Here is a 22275-nt window from a genome sequence, read left to right on the forward strand (position 1 = left end):
GGATGAGAGCGTCCCGCCCGGAACCGGGTCCGTCGGACTCGGTTCTCGAGGTGTGGTCTACCGTCCGCTGCCCCGCACTACGCTCCGAGCTGCAGCTGGGGTGTGCGCAGGGAGGACGGGTAGTAGGCGGCGGCCTTCGAGAGCCAGTCCGGCGGCAGCCAGCCCCCGGTGAGCAGCTGGTGGTGAGTGGGGAACCGGCGCATCGCCCAGAGGACGAAGATCAGCTCCGACCAGTCCGAGCTGACGATCAGCTGCTCGGAGTTCTGCGGCTGGAACATCAGGTCGCGGGGACCGACCATCTCCCCCATGAGGATGTCGAACCAGCTCCAGCTGGAGATTCCGCGGTCGTTGCGCAGATAGACCCCGGCGCCGGTGATGAACAGGTTCCCGGCCTCGACCTTGTACCAACGCGGGGTCGCCGCAGCCTCGGCCGCCTTCCGCCGCGAGGAGTTCCCGACCGCCCGCCCCGCGGCCATAGTTGCTCCGAACGCCAACCCGAGCAGCCCGCCGCCGAAGACCGCGCCGCTGTGGTGCATGTAGCTGCCGTCGCCTGCCGCGAAGAACCGCGCGATCTCGTACGTCCCACCGGCCCAGAACTCCTCGGTCGGGTCGTAGGCCGGGGGGAACGGCGCGGCGAAGCGCTGAGGAGGGTCGACCGGACCGCCACGTGCCAGCTGTGCGGCGATCTCGCACGTCAGCCAGAGCGCCGAGTCGTGCTCGGTCCAACCCCAGGCGTCGGTCATCTCAGGTGCCCTTCTCATCGTCGTGACGGACATGCGACATCAAGGCGCGGGCGACGTGTTCGACCCGAGTCCGCGCGTACTGCCCGAGACCGCCGTCCCATGCGTCGACCATGCGGTCGACCGTGTAGCCGTCGCCGCCGGGGACGACGATGTCGAAGGCCGTCCCGAGCCCGGCCTTACCGAAGGCCTCGGCGGTGTCCGCCACCTTCTGCCACCGCGTGCGGTCGTCCTTCTCCCCACCGGTTTCCGGTTCCCCAGTGGGCGGCGGCGGGTCGCTGTCAGCGGGTGCGGATGAGGTCTCCGCCCCCTCCTGCGCCGCCTCGTCGTTCTTCTCTACGGAGGCCTCCCTGGACGCCGCCGGAACCTCGACCTCAGCATCGGGGTCGGTCGACACGTCCGGCGAAGTTGAACTCTCGACGACCTCGGGTGATCGCTCCACGTCGGAGTCGGCGAGCTGCACACGGTCCGGCTCCGGCAGGGCCGTCTCGTCCGGCTCCGTCAGAACCCGCTCGTCCGGCTCGGCCAACGCCTTCGAGTCCGGTTCGATCAGCGCCGTCTCGTCCGGCTCGGTCAGCGCCGTCTCGTCCGGCTCGGTCAGCGCCGTCTCGTCCGGCTCGGAGAGCGGAGAACGGTCGTCGGACACGCGCTCGGTCTCCGGAGACGGAGGAACATCCGAGACCGTCGGAGGAGTTGTGTCCCGCACCCGGACGTCGCGCGGTTCCTGCTCCACCGGCTCGGTCGGACGCAGCGACCCCTCGCCCGGGCCCGTCGGCTCGAGGCCCGCCTTCCGGTCCCGAAAGGCCTGCAGGCCGGCCTCGAACTCCGCCGTCGGGCGCAGACTGCCGTCGCCGGGCGGCGGGCCATCGCCGGACGAGTCGCGCGGCGGCGTGCGCTCGAGGCGATCCGACGGCGACGGCGGGTCCGGCGGCTTCGGAGGTTCGGGCGGGCGCGGGGCGTCGACGCCCTCGCGGAGCTGCTCACTCATCGCTCGGAGCCCGCGAGCGGGTGGGCGCTGAGGCGCGGGGCCTGGACGAGCGCAGGGTTGCAGTCGCCTGCGACGGCCCGCCGACCCGTCGGCCCCACGTCGACCAGGACGAAGCAGCTCGGAGAGAGCTCCTGGAAGGCGGTCGGCTCCAGGGCGAAGTCGTAGGACCGCTGGATGACGGTGCCGTCCGTCTCGGCCCGCGCCGTGCTGAAGGAGCTGCCGACCGACTCCGAGCTCGAGATCGACACCGACTCGCCGTAGCTGGTGCCGTGGTTGCTGTGCCCACCGCCCGCACCGAATCCGCCGCCGGAGTTCTGGCCGTAGCTCTGGGCCTCCGTGACTCCGTTGGTGCTCGTGTGCGAGGTGCCGCGGGTGGTCGTGGTGCCGACCGAGCGTGAGATCTGCCCGAGGACGTACCGGTGCTGCCGGCCGACGAAGGACGCGGCCGCCTCGGCGTCCTGCGGGTTGCCGAGCCGCATGAAGATCGTGGCGGCGTCCGCGCGCCCGACCAGGTCGCGGGCGTCGTCGCGCAGGTTCTCGAACAGCAGCACGAGCCGCACGCCCGCTCGGGCGGCGCGGCGGGCGAGGTTCTCCACCCGGTCGCGGCCGATGTCGTCGGCGCCGACGACCACCAGGACGGGGTGCGGGGGCCGGCGCTCCGAACGCCCGAGGTCGTCGATGACGAGCTGGACCAGGAGCCGTTCGGCGATGGCACGCCGCCAGTCCGAGTCGCTCTCGGTCGTGAGCACCGACAGACCGCCCGTCGGCCACAGCGTGGCGCCCGCATCGACGGGCTCGTCGTCGACGAGCAGCCCGAGCTCCAGGCTCAGGTGCCGCAGCTCCTCGCGCGCCCGCTCGCTCTGGCCGACCACCACGTCCACCGCGCCGGCGAGGCGCCCGACCTCCTCCGGCGAGAGCGGCCCGTCGTCGTCGTGGGCCGAGCGCAGCACGTCGAGGCCGGCGACGATGCGGCGCAGGTCGGGCTGTCCGTCGAGACGGCGGGTGACGGCGTGCAGGAGGTCGACGTCGAGGGCGCGCGAGGCCTGGGCCTCACTACGGCTCCGCACCGCGAGGACCGCCTCCGCCAGCACCTCGGCGAGCTCCTGTGGTGCCAACCGGGCGATCAGACCGTCCACCACATCCGGCCCATGCCCGAGCCGCACCGCGGAACCGGCCGCACCGGCGTACCGAGCGAGCGAGCCGGCGATCTCCCGGAAGTCGAGGCACAGCACGGTGCTGCCCTCAGCGAGCGCCGTGCATCCCATCGTCGTGAGCAGGCACTCCCATCCGCGGCCGGCACCGCCGTACACGTCGACGCGGGTCGCGGACCGCGAGAGGAGCAACGGGAAGTGCTGCCGGGCGGACGCGACACGCTGCGCCTCGGCCGCCTCCCAGGCGGCCTGCCGCGCGTAGTAGTCGGCCTCGTACTGCCGAAATGCCGCACCGGCCTCCGCCACCTGGGCGGCGTGGGTCTGCTCGGCGTTCGTCACCGCGTGCGCCGCGCCTCGGTAGCCGCCGATGCCGATCGCCGTCAGACCTGCGGCGACGAGCAGGAACACGAGGAAGGTGACGACGCTGGACGCGGACGCGCCGATCAGCAGGCCCAGCACGAACACCCCGGCGCCGAAGAGCACGAACTTCGTGAGCCGGCGCTCCGCCTGCTGCCGACGATGGACGAGGCCGCGGAGGTCAGGAGGCCACGGCTGGTACCAGCGGGGCTCGGCCTCGCCGTAGGGCTGCGGCGGCGGGGTCTCGACGAACTGCCAGCCCCACCGTTCCGGCGCTCCCGCGAGCTGACGCGCCAACGTCCGTTCGCGCACGTCGAGGGCCGCCGAGTACGAGTCGAGCGAGCGTGCCGTTCCGGCAGGCGCCACGTCCCCATCCCCCCACGCGCAGCAGGGGCGTCCTCCGAACGCCCCGGCACCGATGTCCAGGGAGTCGTTCGGGTCGACTGGACCCGGTCGTTACCCGGCCCCAGTGGCACATCACTCCAACAGCCCAGTCCGTTCGCTCGAACAGCCGTACACGCCCGCCGACCAGCGCTCGATAGACAGCAGCAGGTCGCCGAGCCTCCGCGTTCCGCGGGGGGTGCCGTGGAGGGTCGCGTGGGTGGGTCAGGGCCGTTCGGCGCCATGCGCTGCTACCGCTTCCGTTCGCTGCCCCGCCCACCCCGTGACCCGGCGATACCGGACCGCACCCGCGCGCAGCTGTTCGCCGCCCTGACCGCGGCGCACGCCACCCTCGACGGCAGCACCGGCGCCCGCCTAGGCCTGGGTTGGTGGCGCGCACCCGACGGTCCGGTGCGGGTCGTCCTCGGCGCGGCTCCCGTCCTCCCGCTGGTCGCCGTCGACGGTCCCGACGACGGGTCGGGAACGCCCGTGCTCTACCCGCCCGGGGCGCGGGTGGAGCCGCTGGGGCCCGAGGAGGTCGACGGGGAACTCGGGGCGTTCCCGTACTGGGTCGCCTGCGGTGGCCAGGCGGACGCGCTGTGGACGGCCGGCCTGCGTCACGACACCGACCGGGACCCGGTCCGCGGCGGGTTCGAGGACTACGCCGTCCACCTGCCGCACCCGTTCGCCTGGCTCGTCGAGGCGGTTCCTGTCGACCCCGACGCGCTCGAACAAGAGATCGCGGCCCTGGAGTCCCGCTTCCCCGCCATGCGGCTGAAGACCAGCTCGGAGAAGGACCGCGTCGAGCTCGAGCGCTCCGAGCGCCGGTACCGGGATCTCGTCCGTGCCCGGGCCGCCGGCTCGTGGGACATCCGCATCGCGGCGGGCGGCCGGACGCCGGGCGAGGCGCGTTCGACGGCGGCGGTGCTGTGCTCGGCGTCCGAGTTCGACGACGTGCCGTTCGTCCTGGTCCCCGACGCCGACACCACCGACCTCGCCACGTGCCTGTCCGCACCGCGCACCCTGCGGGGCGGCGCGACGACACCGTTCCGCGCCGGCTCGGAGGTCCTCCTCGCCGCGGCGCCCACGCCGTCGGAGGAGCTCCCGGGCATCCGGCTCGTGGACACCCACACCTTCGACCTCACCGTCGAGGGCGACTCCGGCCCAGGCTGGTCGTTGGGCACGGTCCTCGACCGCGCGGAGCAGCCTGCCGGGCGCTACCGCGTCGCGCGGGCGAGCCTCAACCGGCACGCGTTCGTCTGTGGCGCGACCGGCTCCGGCAAGTCCCAGACGGTGCGCTCGCTGCTCGAGGCGCTCGCCACCGACCCCGATCCCGTGCCCTGGCTCGCCGTCGAACCCGCGAAGAGCGAGTACGCCCGGATGGCGGGACGGCTCGGGCCTGGCGAGGTGACGGTCATCCGCCCCGGCGACCCGGACGCCGTCCCGGCGTGCCTCAACCCCCTCGAGCCGGAGCCGGGGTTCCCCCTGCAGGCCCACGCCGACCTGGTCCGTGCGCTGTTCCTCGCGGCCTTCGAGGTGACCGAGCCCTTCCCGCAGGTCCTCGGGCGTGCGCTCACCGAGGTGTACGCGGAGGCCGGGTGGGACCTGGTGACCGGCGAGCCGCGCCCGGCCCTCGCCCCTCGGCTGCGTACCACCGAGGAAGCGCAGCGCGCCCATCCCCGCTACCCCGGCCTGCGCGACCTGCAGGGCACCGCCCGACGGGTCGTCGAGCAGATCGGCTACGGCCCGGAGGTCGCCGCGAACGTCCGCGGTTTCGTCGACGTCCGGATCGGCAGCCTGCGTTCCGGGACGCCCGGCCGCTTCTTCGAGGGCGGGCACCCCCTCGACGTCGCCGGCCTGCTGCGCCGCAACGTGGTCCTGGAACTCGACGGCGTCACCAACGACGCGGACAAGGCGTTCGTCATCGGCGTCGTCCTGATCCGCATCGTCGAGCACCTCCGCGTCCACCCGCAGGCCCGGCCGGGGCTCCGGCACGTCCTCGTCGTCGAGGAGGCCCACCGGCTGCTCAAGAACGTCACCGAGGGCCCGGCGGCGGGTGCGATCGAGCTCTTCGCGTCCCTCATCGCCGAGATCCGGGCCTACGGCGAGGGGGTCGCGGTCGTCGAGCAGATCCCGTCCAAGATCCTCCCCGACGTCGTCAAGAACACCGCGGTCAAGATCGTCCACCGCCTCCCGGCCGCCGAGGACCGCGAGACGGTCGGTGCCACGATCAACCTCTCCCCCACCGACTCCGAGCTGGTCGTGGCGCTCCCGCCCGGCCGGGCGGCGGCCGCGAACGACGGCATGGACCGCCCGGTCCTGGTCGCCTTCCCACTCGGAGAGGAGCGGGAGTCCGATGACGGGGTCCGCCGCGACCCGCCCCTGGCCCGGACGCGGAGCCCGTTCTGCCCGGCGTCGTGCACGACGGGGCCGTGCACGGCCCGCCGCCTCAACGACGCGGACCACCACGCGCGCACGCCGGTGCTCGTGGTGTGGGTGGAGGCCGTGACGATGTGTCTCCTGCTCGGGCTGCGGACCCCTGCGCCCTCGCGCCGGGCGATGACGGCGCTCGTCGACGTCCCGTCCGAGGACCTGCACTGCGCGTTGCTGCACGCCGCCGAGCGCGCGGTCGACGCCCGGCGTCCCCTGCTGCGCGGATGGGTCGACGCGCACCGCTTCACCGAGCGGCTCCTCGGCGAGATCGGCGGTCTACTCGGCGGTGAGCCTCTCGACGACGCCGACTGGTTGCGCTGGACCGCCGGGCCACGACGCTTCCAGCAGGTCGAGGAGGACCTGCACCGTCGTCCGCCGGCCGACCCCCTCGTTCCCGACGACGGGTGGCTCGCGCTCGGCGTCGACCTCGACGGCCCGACCGCCGGGGAGGCACTCGCACAGCTCCGGCGCCTCCCCGCGTTCGAGCCGGGCGGCGACCGTGTGGTGGTCGGCGACCTGGACGCGAGCGCGCTGCGCGATGCGGTCCGCGACCTCGGCGGTGGTGTCTCACGCCGAGCGCTCGAGACCGCCCTCGCCGCAGCCGTCGCACACCCCCGCAGCGTCGAACTGCTCCTCCTGCACACCACCCATCTCATCGCCACGGAGGCGTGATGCCCGCCGACCACACCGGCCCCGAGACGTCCGCACCGTCGACCGAGCTCCCGCCTCCGTCGTCCGACGCCCGCAGCGTGCAGACCGAGCCGCGCGCCGAGCAGCCCGAGCAGGACGTCCAGACGGTGTCGGGCTGGAGGAAGGTCGCCTTCTGCGGCGCCGCGCTGCTGGCCGGCTTCCGCGGCATCGGAGGTGACGCACCGATCCAGGAACACGACTCGCCGGAACCCCGCCTGCAGCCGACCGAGTTGACGATCCGGGCGGCCCCGGGACCGCGGATCGAGCAGCCGGGGGAGGACGCCGACGGCTTTCCCGAGATCGTCCTCGGCGTCGCCGACGAGGCCGGCAAGGCCGTCGGTGGAATCGGTACGCAGGGTGCCGAGCAGATCAGTGGTCACTACGGCCGGAAGAACGAGGACGAGGAGAAGGCCTGACGATCCCGGCGGTGCACCGTCGACGATGTCGACGAGTACCGAGTCGAGCCTGCGGCCGACCGTCCATGATCATCCGGGAGGGCTCCCGGCAGCACACGAATAGAACTTCGGTCATGGACACCGACACCTCCTCCACCCCCTCCATCCCGACCCGACGCCGTCGCAGCTCGTTGTTCGCGACCGGCGCCGTCGTCGCCGCACTCCTCGCCGGAGCGACCCTTCCCGGCACCGCCGAGGCCGCACCCGCTCCGGGTCCCGCCGCGATCGTCGCGACGGCCCTGGCGGCGCCGACCCAGGAGGACGCACGACCGCGCAACGGCGCGCTGCTGACCAAGCGCGGGTCGGGTAGCGGGTCGTTCACCGTGGACAACAGCCGCGGCAGCAGCGACGCCGTCGTCACGCTGTCCAGCGGCGCCCGGGCCACCCTGGTCATGTATGTCCGCTCCGGGCAGAAGGCCACCGCGTCGAAGGTGCCCGACGGCCGCTTCGACGTGTTCGTCGAGCGCGGCCAGGCCTGGAACTCCGCTGCCGGACGATTCGATCGGACCGATTCCACGGGCCGTTTCGACCGTCAGGCCGGATTCACGACCAAGCGCACGTCCCGCGGCACGAGCTACTCGCGGGTCACACTCACGCTCCACCAGGTCGCGAACGGCAACACCACGGTCCTCCCGGTGCCCGCCACCTCCGTTCCGTCCTGAAAGGGCCGGCGAGATGTCGCATCCCGTGATCGGCCGATACCACCGTGTCAGCACGGATTCCGCATCACTCGATCGTGTAACGGCGGCAGGCGAACGCGCGAACGATTGCCACGAGAGATCCGGGAATGGTCCCGGGGCTGGGGGGATCACGATGACCAACGGGACGGGCCACGTCCTCGGCGACCGCTATCGCCTCGCACGCCAGTTGGACGGTACCGCCGACCGACCTGTGTGGGTCGCCCTGGACGAGTGGTCGGACGATGACGAGGAGGTGCTGCTCGCCCTGGTTCCGGGCTCCGTCGGAGCGACGGAGGAGGCGGCAGCGATCCGGCGGGTGGTGGGACGCGAGGTCCGGGTCGCCACCGGGCTCCGGAGTCAGCACGTCCGCCGGGTCCTCGACGTCGTCTCCGACGGCTCCGGGCTCTGGGTTGCTTCCCGCACCCGGGCGGGGAGCCGCACTCTCCAGGAGGTGTTCGACGAGGGCCCCAGCCCCGACCCTGCCCGACTCGCCCGCTGGGGCCGTGACGTGGCCGCCGGCCTCGCCGACATGCACGAGGCGGGGCTCGAACATCGCGCCGTGGGCGCGCCCCTGATCGCGATCGACGACGACGGATCGGCATCCCTGCTGGGAGCTGCGGCGGGCGGCGATCGGGCACGCCCGGGGGATCCCGACGACGGAGACACTCTCGGGGCCGACGACGTCCGCGCCCTCGGCAAGCTCCTCGGCGACACGCTCGAGACGCGGGACCGGAGCGACGGCGCGTCGGAGGATCGTCGCGTCGAGGCCCTCGCCGCGCTCCTGAGCAGGGCCGCGGACGGCGACGTGCGCGCCGACGACCTCCGCCGCAGGCTCGCCGAGACCCTGGAGAGCCAGCCCACGTCGATGCCGGCCGCGACCCCCGCGGCTCCCGCCGGCCCGGGCGCGGCCCGCACGGTCCGCCTCGATCCGGCCGAGGACATCCCACGTGATGCGGAGCGGCCGACGACCCGCGTCGCGCCCGCTCCCGCGGGTGCACCTCGCGACCTTCCGCCGTGGAACGCGGCAGGCCCCGGGCCCCACAGCGGTGGACCGTACCGCGAGGCGGCGCAGCCACCCCACGGGCGGCCCGGCACTCCGCCCCCACTTCCCCCGCGGTCGCTGCCGCACCCGCCGCCCGTGCCTGGCACGCCGCCGGGCGGGCAGCGGACGGTGCGCACGCCGACGACCCGCGGGCGGGACTGGGTGACGCGTCATCGGGGCCTGGTCACCGCGACGGCGATCGTGGTGGCGCTGCTGGTGATCGCCGGGCTGTTCGTCGCGGGCGTGAGCGGGATGGGCCCGCAGCGGAACGACGGGGCCGGCGCGCCGACCACTCCGACGTCGTCGGTCGCGCCCGCGCCGACAGCGACCACGGCGGCGTCGGCCATCGGCGACCGGCGCTCGGCGAACCCCTGCAGCCTGCTCTCCGCATCGTCCTTCGCGGCTTTCGGCAGCCCGATCCTCTTCGACGACTTCGGCCCGTTCGGCTCCTGCGCCGTGCTGACGGGTACCGCGCAGGGCGGCTCCTACCTGACCAGCGCGAGCTTCTTCGCCGCGGGCGAGTTCACGACGACGAGGCCCACCGAGCAGGTCGGCGACGTCGCGGTGACCCGGTTCGCCGCAACGGCCGTGGACCGCTGCCGTCGTCTCCTCGTCCTGCCCGACGAGACGGCGGTCGAGGTCGAGACGCGGGCGATCACGGCGGCTCCCGGCGTCGACCCCTGCGCGCTGGCAGACGCGGGCACCTCCACGGCGGTGCCGGTCCTGGCCGGGCGCAGCACCGCCCGGCGCGCTCTCGACCCGTCACTCCAGCTGAGCTCGCTCAACGCCTGCGCAGTGCTCGACTCGCCCGCGCTCGCCCAGGTGCCGGGGATCGATCCGACCCGCCGCATCGAGTGGTTCGAGGGCTGGGGATGCTCGATCGGCTACAACCTCGCACTCACCAACGCCCCGTACGTGAACGTCAGCTTCACGAGGACGTCCCCGTTCACCGGGAACCCCACGCGGATCGGACGCCACTCCGCGGTGCTCACCCCCACTCCGGCCGCGGGGGGCCGCTCCGCCGCCTGCCAGGTCAACCTGATCCAACGGAGCTACGTCGGTGGCTCCGGACGCGCCCGCGCGGAGGTCGTGCAGCTCACCGTCTACGGCTCGACCGGCGACCCGTGCGCCACCGCGACGCCGGTCGCCGCGGCTACCGAGGCCCGACTCCCGGCTCCTTCGTGAACAGCGCGCCGACCCTCGACCCCTCCGACCCGAGGAGCATCACGATGGCCCGCTCCACCAGACCGTCCGGCCGCGCCCGCACGAGCGGCGTCGAGCTGCTGCCGGCCGGTACCTACAGCCTCGCTCGCGGTATCCCGGACGCGCCCGAAGGCACCCTCTTCGTCCTCGGGGACCGCGGTGGAATCCGGGTCGAGCCCGAGACCCGCTTCGAGGTCGTGTTCGGCCGCAACGAGCCGGACGTGCACGTCTGTCTCGGCACGGACGATCCGGGCATCAGCCGCCGCCACGGACTGCTGTCCTGGGACCCCCGGGGATGGTCACTGCGCAACACCGGCGTCATCCCGATCCGGTTCCCCGGATCGCGGCTGCTGCTCTCAGGGCACGAGGAGCCGCTGAGCTCGACCTACACCCCGTTGTTCATCCGCACCGAGCCGAAGCGCGAGCACCTCCTGGAGGTCCGCGTCGTCGGTCGGTCGGGTGCGGGCGCGAAGGCGAAGGTCGACGACTCGACCCGGCGCCCCACCACGTGGCAGCTCACGGACCGCGAACGCATCGTCCTCACCGCCCTCGGCCACCGCTACCTGCGCCACGAGCCGCATCCGCAGCCCGAGTCGTGGGCGAACACGGCCAAGGAACTGGAAGTGCTCCAACCCGACGCCGACTGGACGAACAAGAAGGCCGAGCACGTCGTGCTCGGGGTCCGGAACCGTCTCACCGACTCCGGTGTGCCGGGACTGACCCGCAACGAGGTCGGTGAGCCGTCCGGCAACGTGATCAACCACAATCTCCTCTTCGAACTCCTCCTCTCGACGAGTCTGGTCCCGCCCGACCTGCGCCTGCTCGATCGTTCGGCCTCTCCCGACCCGCGGAGCCCGGCATGATCACCACGATCGGCGGCTACAGCGTCGGCGACGAACTGCTCGACCGCTACGAACTCGTGCGCTACATCGACTCCGGCGGTATGGGCATCGTGTGGGAGGCCAGGGACCACACCCTCGAGCGGGTCGTCGCCCTCAAACACGTGCGCTTCCCCGGCGACGACGACACCGCGGCGGAGGACCGCAAGCGGACCTTGCGGGAGGCGCGCACCGCCGCCCGCGTCAGCGACCACCCGCACATCATCACGATCTACGACGTGCAGGAGGTCGCGGGAGACATCTGGCTCGTGCTGGAGTACCTGCCCTCCGAGAGCCTCGCGCAGGTGACCACCGACGGACGGGTCGTCGAGGTCACCGAGGCGGCCCGGATCGGAGCCGAGGTCGCGCTGGCCCTCGACGCCGCCCACGAGCGCGGGATCGTGCACCGCGACATCAAGCCCGGCAACGTGCTCCTCGGTACGGACAAGGGTGAGGTGAAGCTGACCGACTTCGGGATCGCCCACGCCGAGGGCGAGCGACCGGTCACGAGGGCCGACGTCATCTCCGGGACGCCGGCCTACATGGCTCCCGAGGTCGCTCGCGGACACCCGGCCACCCCGGCCTCCGACGTCTTCTCCCTCGGGGCCACCCTCTACAAGCTCGTGGAGGGACAGCCGCCGTTCGGTGAAGGTGAGAACACCCTGCAGACCCTTCAGCGGGTGGCCAACGAGTCGCCCGGACGTCCGCGTCGCGCGGGCCCCTTCGGCGGGCTGCTCATGCATCTCCTCGAGCTCAGCCCGAACACCCGCCCGACCGCCGCGGATGCCCACCGGCAGCTCGACGACTTCGTCCGCCGCCTCAGCGACCCGACCATCCCCCCGTGGAAGAAGGTGAAGCCCACACGTCCTTGGTGGCACGTCGGGCGCCGCACCCTGCTGATCGCCGGCGCGGCCGTGATGGTGGCCGTCCTCGTCACGGCCGTCATCCTCATCGGCCCTTTCGACAGCTCTCCGAGCATTCCTGCACTTCCGGAGCAGGTCGCGGCGATCAAGCTGACGGGCGACCCGAAGGCCGCCGATCCGTGCGCCCTGTTCGACGAGGAGGCCATGACGGTCCTCGGACGGATCAGCGTCGGCCCGGGCGGCACGGTCGGGGACTGTCGGCTCACCGTCGACGCCCCGAACGGCCAGCGGGTCTACAACGACGTCCACTTCGGCAACACGGTCGCCGAGGGCGCTCGAGGCCCGGTCCAGCGTCTCGGGGACCTGACGATCACGCGGGAAGGCACCAACCCGCGGGGATGCAGCAGCGACATCGTGCTCGCCGACAACACGGTGGTCGCCATCAACTCCAGGTCCGGGACCGGGCGCAACGTCGCCACCCTGTGCGACTACAACGAGGCCGTCGTCGCGGTGGCCGTGAACCGGCTCGCCGAGAACGGGATCACCTACCGGCCCGGGTGGATCGGGGACGTCTCACTGGCATCCGCCGAGGCATGCACCGTGCCCGGCAACTCGCTCGAGCAGATTCCCGGCCTTCTCACCACCCAGCGGTCCAGCTACCTGAACGGGTCGACGTGCTTCATCGGACTCCGCGGGCGGGGCACGCCGTACGTCGCGATCACCCTCGGGCTCGAACCGAGCGGGCGCATGAGTAGCTACGGCGCACCGACGACGATCGACGGCAAGGCGGCCTTCAGCAGGGCCTTCCCCGGTTACTACAACCCGACCGCCTGCCGGCTCGCGCTCGAACACCGCCAGTCCTACAGCGGAAGCGCGTTGCGCCCGACGGAGTACATCGCAGTCCAGGTCGAAGGCAATCTGCCCTATGAGCAGCTCTGCCAGCAGGCCGGCATCGTGGCAGCGGCGTCGGAGAAGACCGTCTCGTCCTGAGAAGACCACGTCCAGCCCTCGACCTCAGACCACGCCGGCAGCACCGGCCCCACCACCGGCCAGGCTGTCGAGCTCAACGACCGTCGCGATGCCGTCGCGCTGGTTGACCACGTAGGCGTACCGGCCGTCGGCGCTGAAGCGGACGCCGGACGACGACGCGACCGGCACCACCGACCGTGATCCGTCGGCGAGGTCGGTCGCTGACCAGGACGGCCCGGGTGCCGTCCGGGCTGAAGGTCGGCGTGCTCCACCCTCTCGACCTCGCTACGCCCGAGACGAGCAAGGCACGTCGGAGTGGACTGCTGTGAATCTCGCCCGCGTCGATAGCCGCGACGAGAGCCGTAGCGACTTGCCTGCCAGCTCTGTGGGCGGGACGTCGACTTGATTCACGGAGCGACGCCTACCCGCCGACGGACTACTCCCGTTGCGTCGACGCACGTTGACGCGCGGCTGTCTCGGCGGCACGAATACGCGCAGTATTCTGCTTGCGCCTCCGCGCAGAGGGCCCTAATCTCGCTCGCTCGCGCCAGATATTGCACCAGGGGGACGATGTGACCGTGTTCAGCACGATCGAGCGGGGTCTGCCGAAGCCGATCGAGGAAAAGAGCAGGCCCAACACAGTGATCGTCGGGGTCCTCTTGAGCGCCGTTTCGTTGATGGTTTCAGGGATACTGATTCCCTATTCTTTAGGAATAGCTCTCATCGTGCTGCTGTTAGCAGTCTTCGCGTCACGCGGGCATCGGAAAGTCTGGATCGCCACAGTGGTTGTGTCGTTCCTCGTGGCAGTGACCTACCTGAGAGCCTTGACATCCGGTGGCGCTACTATGGGATACACGGCCAGCATGGTCACTCCCAGCGTGGCCGTCGGTCTCCTGCTTACCGCCGTCCTCTATGTCCTCTCCGGCTTCTTCTTGCTCCTTGGCCCCTCACGGGAAATGTACCGTCCCGCGACCAGGTTCCTCGGTCCAGAATGAACCGCTGACGCCCTCGGGCCTTGCTGCGGACGTGGACGCCGCCGCGCTCGAGGCGGCGGAGCTGGAACGTGGCTTCGTCGAACGCTCGCCGTCGACGTCGGGCAGCCGCAGCGCGGGCGCCTCGATGACGACCGCCTCACCTCCGACACCGAGCGGCGAGCCCAGCGGGCCCAGCTCGGCCGTCCCGATGTCGATGCTCAACGTCTCCCCCGGCGGTCGCTGTTCGCTGACCTCTCGCCCGGCAACTGGCTGGCTCATCGAGTCTCTCCCCGAGTAACACGTTGCGTGATCCACGCGAACCCTCAGACGCCGTAACGCCCGAACGGGCGTAGCAGGTAGGGGGGAAGTAGCCGATGGTCACTGGTCGGGATGGCTCGACGTATATCCGCCGCATCAGCGCTGTCGCGCTCGCCGGCACGCTCGTGGTGGGAGGCCTGGCGTCTGGCGCAGCCACCGCTTCTGCGGATGAGGAAACGTGGCGGTCGTACGAGGGGATACATCAGGGCACCTGCAACTATCAGGACCCGAACCCGCAGCCGGGATGCGACTTCGGAGCGACCCCGGGAGGAGCGGGTCTTCCCGCTCTGCCCACCACGCCACCGTCGGGCGGCTCGTCCTCGACGGGTCCCGGGTCCGGCGGTTCTTTCGGCGACGGGAACAGTTCTTCTGGCGGAAGCCCGACCTCCGGAAGCGGTTCGTCGTCCACTGGGTCGTCCTCGGGGTCGGCTGACCATGGGTCGCCTTCGAAGGGGTCGACGACGGGTGGTTCATCCTCGGGCTCGGCGGATCACGGCTCCACGGGCGCCTTCAATCCCAAAGGCCACCTTGGGCACGCGGTAAAGAAGGCTGTGACCAAGGTGAAGAAGCTCTGGGGGAAGGGCAAGGGCCGGTTCACCACTCGTGGCCGCTACGCCACGTCCACAGTTCGAGGCTGAGATAGCGCGGGGCGGTCGTGTCTACCCTCTTCGCCGCCCCGCGCCTACTTGCGGAGGCGGAGGCTGCCGCATTTGAGCCGGCGCAGTTGGACCTTGGCGCCAGACCGATGTAGTCCCGAGGCACGCCCACGACTCGGTGAGCAGGCCGCGAGGGCGCCCTCGCCCTCCCTACGGTCCGCCCATGCCCATCGATCGCCTCGACTGGTTCGAGGAAGCAGCCGTGAGCGGGCCGCGCCGCGACGAATGTGTGCGCAACCTCCGTGCGTATTTCGCGGGCACCGACGGCATCCCGGCGTACTCCGGGTCCCGCTTCGAGAGCTTCGGCGACAACCCGTGGAACCGGATCGTCGTCGACGACCTCGTCGCGGTGTCGATGCTCAGCGTCCGCGTGCCCGGACAGGCTGCCCTGCGTTTCCTCGAGCGGTCCGCCGGCGCCATCTCAGCGCTCCTAGTGCAGATCCCGACGGACCTCGACCTGTACGAGGAGTCCGCCGCGGAACACGTCGCAGCGGGCTCGGCGGCCGACCAGCTGTGGACGTTGCTCCGTACGAGCAGCCAGCGACACGACGGTGTCGGGACCGGCCTGGTCACGACCTCCAAGCTCCTCGCTCGTAAGCGGCCACGGCTCCTTCCGGTCTGGGACGGCGTCGTGGCAGGCCAACTCGGGCTCGCCAAGCCGAGGACCCACTGGGAGGACGTCCACCGGTGGCTCGCCGACGACCGCCGGGTCGAGATACTCCGGTCGCTCGAGGCCGAGGGACACGTCCCCGCCCACGTCAGCCTGCTGCGGGTCCTCGACGTCGTACTGTGGATGCGCGGCGAGGACGAGCAGAGCGTCCGCGAGCAGCAGAACCCCGACTCCGACTGACCGCCCCTCGCGATCCGGACCACCGACGGTCGCGCTCAGACCACGCCGGCAGCACCGGCCCCACCACCGGCGACGCTGTCGAGCTCGATCACCGTCGCGGTGCCGTCGCGGTGGTTGAGCACGTAGGCGTAGCGGCCGTCCGGGCTGAAGCGGATTCCGGTCGGCGACGGCACCGGCACGGTCGAGCGCGAGCCGTCGGCGAGGTCGATGAAGACCACCTCGCCGTCGTCGGGCCCGGAGCCGTAGCTGAGCACGTAGCCGAAGCGGCCGTCCGGGGTGAACGCGACGTCCTCGGCGTAGGGGCCGGCGGTGAAGCTCGTGGCCGTGCTGTCCGCCCGGTCGATCACCGTCACCGTCGTCCCGTTCTCCCCGCGGTGGCTGACCAGGAAGGCCCGGGTGCCGTCCGGGCTGAAGGTCACCCGGTAGGCGTCCATGCCGAGGGGCACCCGCTGGTACTGCCCGGTGGCGACGTCGACGACGGTGACGCCGCCCGGCTCGGGCGGCTCGTCCCCGAACACCCCGCCGGTGCGGCCGGGGTCGATGAAGTACGCCTGCCGCCCGTCCGGGCTGGAGGTCGGCGTGCTCCACCCTCTCGACCCGACCGGCACGATCGTCGAGGACCCGTTCGACGTGTCGATGATGGTGACGGTGCCGTCGTAGCGCGTCAGGAAGGCACGGCTCCCGTCCGGGCTGAAGCTCACCTCGTTGACGTTGTGCGGGCCCGTGAAGGTCCGGGTGCTGTTGTCGGCGACGCTGATGAGCGTCAGCGGGGTCCCGGCGGGGTCCCAGCTCCCCAGCACGTAGGCGTGGGTCCCGTCCGGGGTGAACCCCATCCGGCCGTAGCCGTCCACCGTCGCCACCGAGTCGTCGCTGACGTCGATGATCGTCAGCCGGTCGAGGTCCTGGACGTAGAACTTCGAGCCGTCCGGCGCGAACTGCGCGTTCAGGACGTAGCTGTGGTCGTAGTCGGTCGTGTCGACGGTGTCGACGAGGGCCCCCAGGGCCGTGTCGACGATCGTCTCGGTGCCGTCCTGGCGGTCCACGATGTAGCCCCGGGTCCCGTCCGCGGACAGCTGCATGATCCCCGGGTCGGTGCCGAGGTCGAGCGTCTCGTAGGAGTGGTCGGACGTGTCGATCACCGTCAGCCGCCGGTCCCCGTCACCGGAGCAGTTGCCGATGAAGGCGTACCGACCCCCGGCCCCGAACTCGATCGGCGACGGGTGCCCGCGAGCGGGATCACCACCGACGAGTCGTCCAGCGTGTCGATCACGGTGACCGACCCGTCCACGTGCTGGTAGTCCACGACGTATCCGTACCGGCCGTCCGGGCCGAACACGGTCCCGCCGTAGCCGGGGACGCTGCCGAGCACGGTGTGGGTGGTGGTGTCGATGACGACCGTCCGGCCGTCGGTGATGCTCGGCATGTAGGCGCGGCGACCGTCGGGGCTGAAGTCGAGCTGCTGCGGGCGCGTCGCCGGGATCGTCAGCACAGCAGCGTCATCCAGGTCGAAGACCAGGAGGGTGTCGCCGAGGTAGTCGCTCAGGTAGGCGTGCCGGCCGTCCGGCGCGAAGTACAGGCTGCCGTGCGAGCTCTGCGCCTCGAGCGTCCCGACCACCGAGTCGGTGGCCGTGTCGATCACCGTCACGGTGCTCGGCGAGCGGTAGGTGTCGTACGGGTCGACGCGGGTGGTCACGAAGGCGTACCGGCCGTCGGGGCTGAAGACCAGTTCCTGGGGCTGCCCGGGCAGGGTGACCGTGCTGATCAGGGTGTTGCTGGTCGCGTCGATGATCGCGATGGTGCTGCCGGTGGCGGCCGGAGCGTCGAGGGCGGCGAAGGTCCGCGCCGCCACGATGCCCGGCGCACCCGCCCCGCCCGCGCCGAGGGCGTAGACACGCCGCCCGTCCGGGCTCGCGTACAGCGACTGCGCGCCTGCCACCGGGATCGCCGCGACGACCTCAGCGTGGCCGGGGTCGACGACCACGGTCACCGGCACCGACACCGCCTCGCCCTGGCTGTCGGACACCCGCACGGTGAAGGTGACGGTGTCCGTCCCCGGGGTCGCGGCGGCCACGCGCCGGGCCGCCGCGGTCGGGGTGAACGTGTAGACCCCCGTCGCCGGGTCGACGGTCACCGTGCCGACCCCGGGCTGGTCCACGACCGTGAACTCCAGCGGGTCCCCGTCCGCGTCCCGCACCCCGAGAGACCCGGAGACGACCCCCGTGCCGCGATCCGTCGTCGGCGCCGGGGGCGTGGTGGGCACGACGGGCGGGGTGTTGGTGGCGGGTGCCGCGACTACCACCGGCACGGTCACGGCGACCGCGTGCGGCCCGAAGAGCCGGTTCGCCAGCGCGGTGTGGTGCCGCCCCAGCAGGGCGCGCAGCACGTCGGTCGCCCGGCCCTGCCCCGGCGAGTTGTCGCGGACGAGCACGGTGAAGGTGTCTGTGCCTCCGGTGCGGGCGAGCGCCGCGTCCGGGGTGTAGACGAAGGTGCCGTCGGGCTGCACGACGACGGTGCCGCGCGCGGGCTGCCCGATCACCGAGTAGGTGAGCCGGTCGCCGTCCGGGTCGGTCGCGTTGAGGTTGCCGGTGACCAGGCCGGTGGTGCTCGGCGCCTGGGTCGGGCTCGCCGCCGGGCTCTGGTTGAACACGGTGCCGCCGCGCCGGAAGAGGGCCCACTGCGCGAGCAGCAGGGCGCTGGCGGGCGCGGCCGGGGCGGCGGGGCTCGTCGGGGTGGTGGGGTTCGACGGCGGGACGACGCCGGCCAGCCCGAGCGCGATCCGCGTCAGCACGTTCTGCGCCACGGCACGGGTCACTCGGTCCGCGGTGATCGCGCGGTGCTCCCGGGTGGTGCCCGCCGGCGCGAGCACGCGGCGGTCGGCTTCCTGCTTCTTCCCGACGGCGGGTCGCGCGGCCGGCGCCCGTCGCAGGGCCGGGGCCGCCGTCGCGGCCGCCGGTGCCGGGTCGGCGGCGGCGGTTGTCGGCGCCTGCGTCGGCGTCGTAGTGGGCTTTGCGACCGTCGGCTCGGGAGTTGCCTTGGAAGTCGACTTCTTCGTCGTGGGCTCGGGGGCCGACGTCGTCGTCGCCTTCGGCGTCGAGGTCGTCGGTGCCGTCCCGGTCGGCTGCGGGGTCGAGCTGGGCGTCGACTCCACCGCGCCCGTCGCAGGCTCGCTCTCCGCCGGCTCCGCCTCGGAGGCGTCGTCGGGCTCGCGGCTCTCCTCGCCGCCGTCATCCTCGTTGTCGACGGCAGAGGAGCCCCCCGACTCCTCCCCCTCCCCCGCCGACAGCAGCACCACCGACACCGGAGCCGCGCTCGCCTCCTGCACCCCACCATGGAGGAGGACCCCGGCCCCGACGGCCGCGAAGAGCGTGGTCCGGGCGGCGTACGTCGCGACCGCGCTTCGGTGCGACCGCTCGCGCTTGGCGATCCGGGCCATCTTGCGCGCTCGCGCGGCCTCGTCAGCTCGGACTCGGCTCCTGGTCTTGACGAGCTTCTTCACCGGTCTCCCCCTGGCGGAGCGGCGAGCTCGACCCCCGCCACCACTCCACGTCGTCGTGATGTGCCACGACATACAGCCATTCGAGGCTTTCACCGGCCTTGCACCCACATCGGTAGCACTAAGAGTCACTGGTCGGGTTCGGGACGTCCGTAGCGAGCGAGGGCGGGTGACCCGATACGACCTGCATGCAGCCCGATCCGGGGTCGTCGGCGGCAGATGGGCGAGCGCGGCGAAGCTCGGGCTGTCGGTCAGCCGGTCGTCAATGCTGACCAGCAGAACACCGCGACCTGCCCCCGGGTCTCGGGGTCCGAGCTGCGCGCCGCCCGCCGCAGCTCCTCGGCGAGGGCACCCGCGTCGAGGAGGAGAGCGCGCTGCTGTTGCCCCGTCAGAGTCAAGCGATTCTCAGCGAGCTGGTCGGCCAGCGTCTCTCGCACCGAGCCCTCGGTCAACGACTTGCACGCCGCGTCGACGACGCTGTCCCGCAACTGCTCCTGCGTCTGCACGCTCGCATCACGTAGCGCGGACAGCCAGCCCTGGACGTCCTGGTTCGAACCGCCCCGGGCGACGTCCTCGATGACCCTCGGCGAGGTGCCGGACGAACGGGCCAGGTCCTCGACGGAACTTCCGGGAATCGCGACGGAACGACCCGCCGCCCCAACCGACGACGCGATGTCGGGCGCGACCTGCACGGCAGCCGGCCTCGCTGCGCCGCACGCCACCGAGGTGACGATCGCCAACCCCGCCGTCAGGCTTACCACCGCGCGCTCCCGGACCCCCATTGGGCACACGACAGCGAATGTCCCTTTCGTCCGCCTTTCAGCGGCGACCCTGCCAGCCGCCCCTGGGCAACGACGATCTTGCGTTTGAGCGCAACTTCGAGCACTTGGAGCGAGCAAACAGGTACCTGCGCTAGTCCGTCGGAGTGAGCACAGGCGAGCGCTCTGAAGCTGCCCATTACGTTCCGCTGAAGAAGCGCGCCCCGCCGGATCTGCATCAGGAGTCCTGCATGACGAAGACCGAGGTGTCCTACACGTACACGATCCTCATCCTGGGGGGCTTCCTGCTCGCTGTGGCCGGAGCCGTCACCGCGCTCCTCGGCCTCGGACCCGTCAGCGAGACAGTCGTCGAATGGGACAAGATCAAGATCACCACGTCGAGCATCGGCCTGGCAGTCATGGCCGGTGGCGGTGCCCTCGCCCTGATCGCCGCTGTGAACAAGCCCTCCGATGTTCGCGTGCTGGGTGGTGAACACAAGTCCGCTACCGACCGGGCAAGCGGGCCGGCGGCACGCATCGCGGCGCTGCTGCTCCTCGTGCTCGGTGTCATCGGGTTGGTCGTGCAGCTCGCTCTGAGCGGTGGGGCATGACGCAGGACCGGTCGGTCCGTGTGCTCGGCGACAACACGGAGCCGGCCAAGGGAGCCTGGCTCGGTCTCGCGATTCGGGCTGTGCTGCCGGAGCCCGACGACGCGCCCGAACTCCCGGTCGGCGAGGCGCCTCCACCCCTCGCTGCCTTCCTCGACTCGGGCCTCATGTCCCGACACCCGTCGATCAAGCCCTATCTCAACCACGAAGACAGCGTCGACCTCACCGATGAGGGCACGTTGGAGGACCTCGCCGGACACGGCACCGTCGTCGCGCTCATCTTCCTCAGTGCATTCTCCGCTGCAGAGCGGGTCCGGTACGAGGGCAACGTCGTGAACATCAAGATCGCCGGGTCCGACGGTCGAGGCAGCAAGGCCTCGATGATCGCGGGACTGGAGCACCTCGAACGTCTGCAGGAGAAGTACCCCGAGCGACGGATCGTGGCGAACATCAGCGCCGGCGTGTACGGCACGACCTTCCTCGGTCAGCCGTGTCGCGGTCGGTGCCGCGTCTGCCGTACCGCGCTGCGGGTGGCAGATGCCGGAGTCCTGATCGTCGCCGCGGCGGGCAATGCGGCAGGCCGGACGACGTGTCCCGCAGTCGCCGGACTCGACAAGAAGGACGTCGGCATCTTCGCCGTGACCGCCCCCGACCTCCCGTTCGCGGGCGTCGGCGACTTCGGTTCTCCTGGGCGCCTCGACGCGCACCCCTGGCTGGTGGCGCCGGAGTCCGCCGGTGACGTCGGCGACGAGAGAGCGATGGACCCGGACGATGTAGCGTGGTGCCGATCCGCTTTGGACGGCCTCCGCGCCGCCCCTGCCGATGACGGTGACCTGGCCCACCTCGCCGGTGTGCTCCATGAGCGGCTCGGGGAGACCGACGCCGCCCTGGCCGACTACGTCCGAGGGGCACGGTGCGGACATCCCCGTGCCGCGGTCGCCGCTGGGCGGCTCGAACGGGCGCGGGGTAACGACGATGCGGAAAGAGCGCTCTACGATCTCGTTCCGGCCGCGGGCCTCGCGGTCGCCCAGAACAATCTCGGCGTCGCCCTCCGCGATCGCGGCCGCACGGGCGAGGCGCTACGAGCCTTCGAACTGGCGGACGAGTACGGGGAGCCCGAGGGCACCTACAATCTGGGTTGCCTGCTCGCGGCCACGGGGCAGACCGTCGAGGCCGAGAAGGTGCACGCTCGCGCTGCTGCCGCCGGCGATGGTCGAGCGGCAAACAACCTCGGGGCCCTCCTCGAAGGACGCGGCGACCACGAGGGCGCCCGAGCCGCCTATCAACGCAGCATCGATCTGGGCGTGGTCGAGGGTCATACCAACCTGGGGCGGATGCTGCTCACCGTCGATCCGACGTCAGAACGTGCTGTCCAACTGCTCAGCCAGGCCGCGGACAAGGGGGCGACGAGCGCACTCCTCGTCCTCGCCGGGGCTCTCCTCGAACAAGGCGATGCCGGTCAGGCCCGGAACGTCCTCCTCCGGGCGGAAAGCCTCGGCGATGCCGGGGCGTCGTTCCATCTCGGCATCCTCCTCCGTGAGCAAGGCGACCTCGCCGGCGCCGCCGAGGCCTGGGAACGAGGAGCGGCGGCCGGGCATGCCGGGTCAGCACACGACCTCGGACTCGTTCACTATCACGCTGGACGCTTCGCTGAGGCCAAAGCGGCATGGGAGCTCTCGGCCGCCCTCGGCGACCACCGGGCCGTAGGCAACCTCGAGGTGCTCGCTCGTCAGGTGCGCAACCTGAGCTGACCGCGTCACGGGGACCCGGATCCGCCGAGCTCGGCGG

Annotated in this window: 17 protein-coding genes; 10 read left to right on the forward strand and 7 right to left on the reverse strand. The window is 71.8% G+C overall.

Features of this window, described 5'->3' with window-relative positions:
• Positions 1-77 precede the first annotated feature (77 nt).
• The 3 genes from WCD74_RS01255 to WCD74_RS01265 all read right to left on the reverse strand — a co-directional run bounded on the left by WCD74_RS01255 (position 78) and on the right by WCD74_RS01265 (position 3602).
• Positions 78-743 (reverse strand): hypothetical protein, encoded by a 666-nt coding sequence (locus tag WCD74_RS01255; RefSeq protein WP_337692995.1) that lies wholly within the window; start codon positions 741-743, stop codon positions 78-80.
• A 1-nt stretch (position 744) separates the two neighbouring features.
• On the reverse strand, positions 745-1386 hold the full coding sequence (locus WCD74_RS01260; RefSeq protein ID WP_337692996.1) for a hypothetical protein: 642 nt from the start codon (positions 1384-1386) through the stop codon (positions 745-747).
• Positions 1387-1724: 338 nt separating this feature from the next.
• The gene (locus WCD74_RS01265; protein ID WP_337692997.1) at positions 1725-3602 is read right to left on the reverse strand and encodes a type IV secretory system conjugative DNA transfer family protein; all 1878 of its coding nucleotides are present in this window, start codon (positions 3600-3602) and stop codon (positions 1725-1727) included.
• A gap of 231 nt (positions 3603-3833) precedes the next feature.
• Here WCD74_RS01265 and WCD74_RS01270 point away from each other — a divergent pair, with 231 nt between their 5' ends.
• From WCD74_RS01270 to WCD74_RS01295, 6 genes are all read left to right on the forward strand, one after another.
• Positions 3834-6722: an ATP-binding protein gene (locus WCD74_RS01270; RefSeq protein ID WP_337692998.1), complete on the forward strand. Its 2889-nt coding sequence runs from the start codon at positions 3834-3836 to the stop codon at positions 6720-6722.
• Entirely contained in the window at positions 6722-7156 is a 435-nt protein-coding gene (locus WCD74_RS01275; protein WP_337692999.1) for a hypothetical protein, read from the forward strand. Before WCD74_RS01270 ends, WCD74_RS01275 begins: the two co-directional genes overlap by 1 nt.
• A 113-nt stretch (positions 7157-7269) precedes the next feature.
• The gene (locus WCD74_RS01280; protein WP_337693000.1) at positions 7270-7857 is read left to right on the forward strand and encodes a hypothetical protein; all 588 of its coding nucleotides are present in this window, start codon (positions 7270-7272) and stop codon (positions 7855-7857) included.
• Positions 7858-8008: 151 nt separating this feature from the next.
• Complete coding sequence (locus WCD74_RS01285; protein WP_337693001.1) at positions 8009-10102, forward strand: hypothetical protein; 2094 nt, start codon at positions 8009-8011, stop codon at positions 10100-10102.
• A gap of 44 nt (positions 10103-10146) precedes the next feature.
• The gene (locus WCD74_RS01290) at positions 10147-10983 is read left to right on the forward strand and encodes an FHA domain-containing protein (RefSeq protein WP_337693002.1); all 837 of its coding nucleotides are present in this window, start codon (positions 10147-10149) and stop codon (positions 10981-10983) included.
• The gene (locus WCD74_RS01295; protein ID WP_337693003.1) at positions 10980-12851 is read left to right on the forward strand and encodes a serine/threonine-protein kinase; all 1872 of its coding nucleotides are present in this window, start codon (positions 10980-10982) and stop codon (positions 12849-12851) included. The genes WCD74_RS01290 and WCD74_RS01295 overlap by 4 nt, the downstream gene beginning before the upstream one ends.
• Positions 12852-12875: 24 nt before the next feature.
• On the opposite strand, the gene WCD74_RS01300 is transcribed toward WCD74_RS01295, so the two are convergent.
• The gene (locus WCD74_RS01300) at positions 12876-13022 is read right to left on the reverse strand and encodes a hypothetical protein (RefSeq protein WP_337693004.1); all 147 of its coding nucleotides are present in this window, start codon (positions 13020-13022) and stop codon (positions 12876-12878) included.
• Positions 13023-13408: 386 nt separating this feature from the next.
• Here WCD74_RS01300 and WCD74_RS01305 point away from each other — a divergent pair, with 386 nt between their 5' ends.
• Together WCD74_RS01305 and WCD74_RS01310 are read left to right on the forward strand one after the other, a co-directional pair.
• A complete protein-coding gene (locus WCD74_RS01305; protein WP_337693005.1) occupies positions 13409-13825 on the forward strand; it encodes a hypothetical protein in 417 nt (138 codons plus the stop codon).
• 1116 nt (positions 13826-14941) lie between these two features.
• Entirely contained in the window at positions 14942-15628 is a 687-nt protein-coding gene (locus WCD74_RS01310; RefSeq protein WP_337693006.1) for a DUF6308 family protein, read from the forward strand.
• A gap of 35 nt (positions 15629-15663) precedes the next feature.
• Here the strand turns inward: WCD74_RS01310 and WCD74_RS01315 are convergent, their stop codons facing one another.
• From WCD74_RS01315 to WCD74_RS01325, 3 genes are all read right to left on the reverse strand, one after another.
• Complete coding sequence (locus WCD74_RS01315) at positions 15664-16767, reverse strand: WD40 repeat domain-containing protein (protein ID WP_337693007.1); 1104 nt, start codon at positions 16765-16767, stop codon at positions 15664-15666.
• A 2-nt stretch (positions 16768-16769) separates the two neighbouring features.
• Positions 16770-19124 carry a cadherin-like domain-containing protein gene (locus tag WCD74_RS01320; protein ID WP_337693008.1) on the reverse strand — a complete coding sequence of 785 codons (2355 nt, stop codon included), beginning with the start codon at positions 19122-19124 and terminating at the stop codon, positions 16770-16772.
• Between the two features lie 248 nt (positions 19125-19372).
• On the reverse strand, positions 19373-19882 hold the full coding sequence (locus WCD74_RS01325; protein WP_337693009.1) for a hypothetical protein: 510 nt from the start codon (positions 19880-19882) through the stop codon (positions 19373-19375).
• 248 nt (positions 19883-20130) lie between these two features.
• Between WCD74_RS01325 and WCD74_RS01330 the strand changes: the two genes are divergently transcribed.
• Both WCD74_RS01330 and WCD74_RS01335 read left to right on the forward strand, forming a co-directional pair.
• Positions 20131-20490 carry a hypothetical protein gene (locus tag WCD74_RS01330; RefSeq protein ID WP_337693010.1) on the forward strand — a complete coding sequence of 120 codons (360 nt, stop codon included), beginning with the start codon at positions 20131-20133 and terminating at the stop codon, positions 20488-20490.
• Positions 20487-22238 (forward strand): tetratricopeptide repeat protein, encoded by a 1752-nt coding sequence (locus WCD74_RS01335; RefSeq protein WP_337693011.1) that lies wholly within the window; start codon positions 20487-20489, stop codon positions 22236-22238. Before WCD74_RS01330 ends, WCD74_RS01335 begins: the two co-directional genes overlap by 4 nt.
• Positions 22239-22275 lie beyond the last annotated feature (37 nt).

The sequence above is a fragment of the Actinomycetospora aurantiaca genome (assembly GCF_037401875.1).
Classification (GTDB): Bacteria; Actinomycetota; Actinomycetes; order Mycobacteriales; family Pseudonocardiaceae; genus Actinomycetospora; species Actinomycetospora aurantiaca.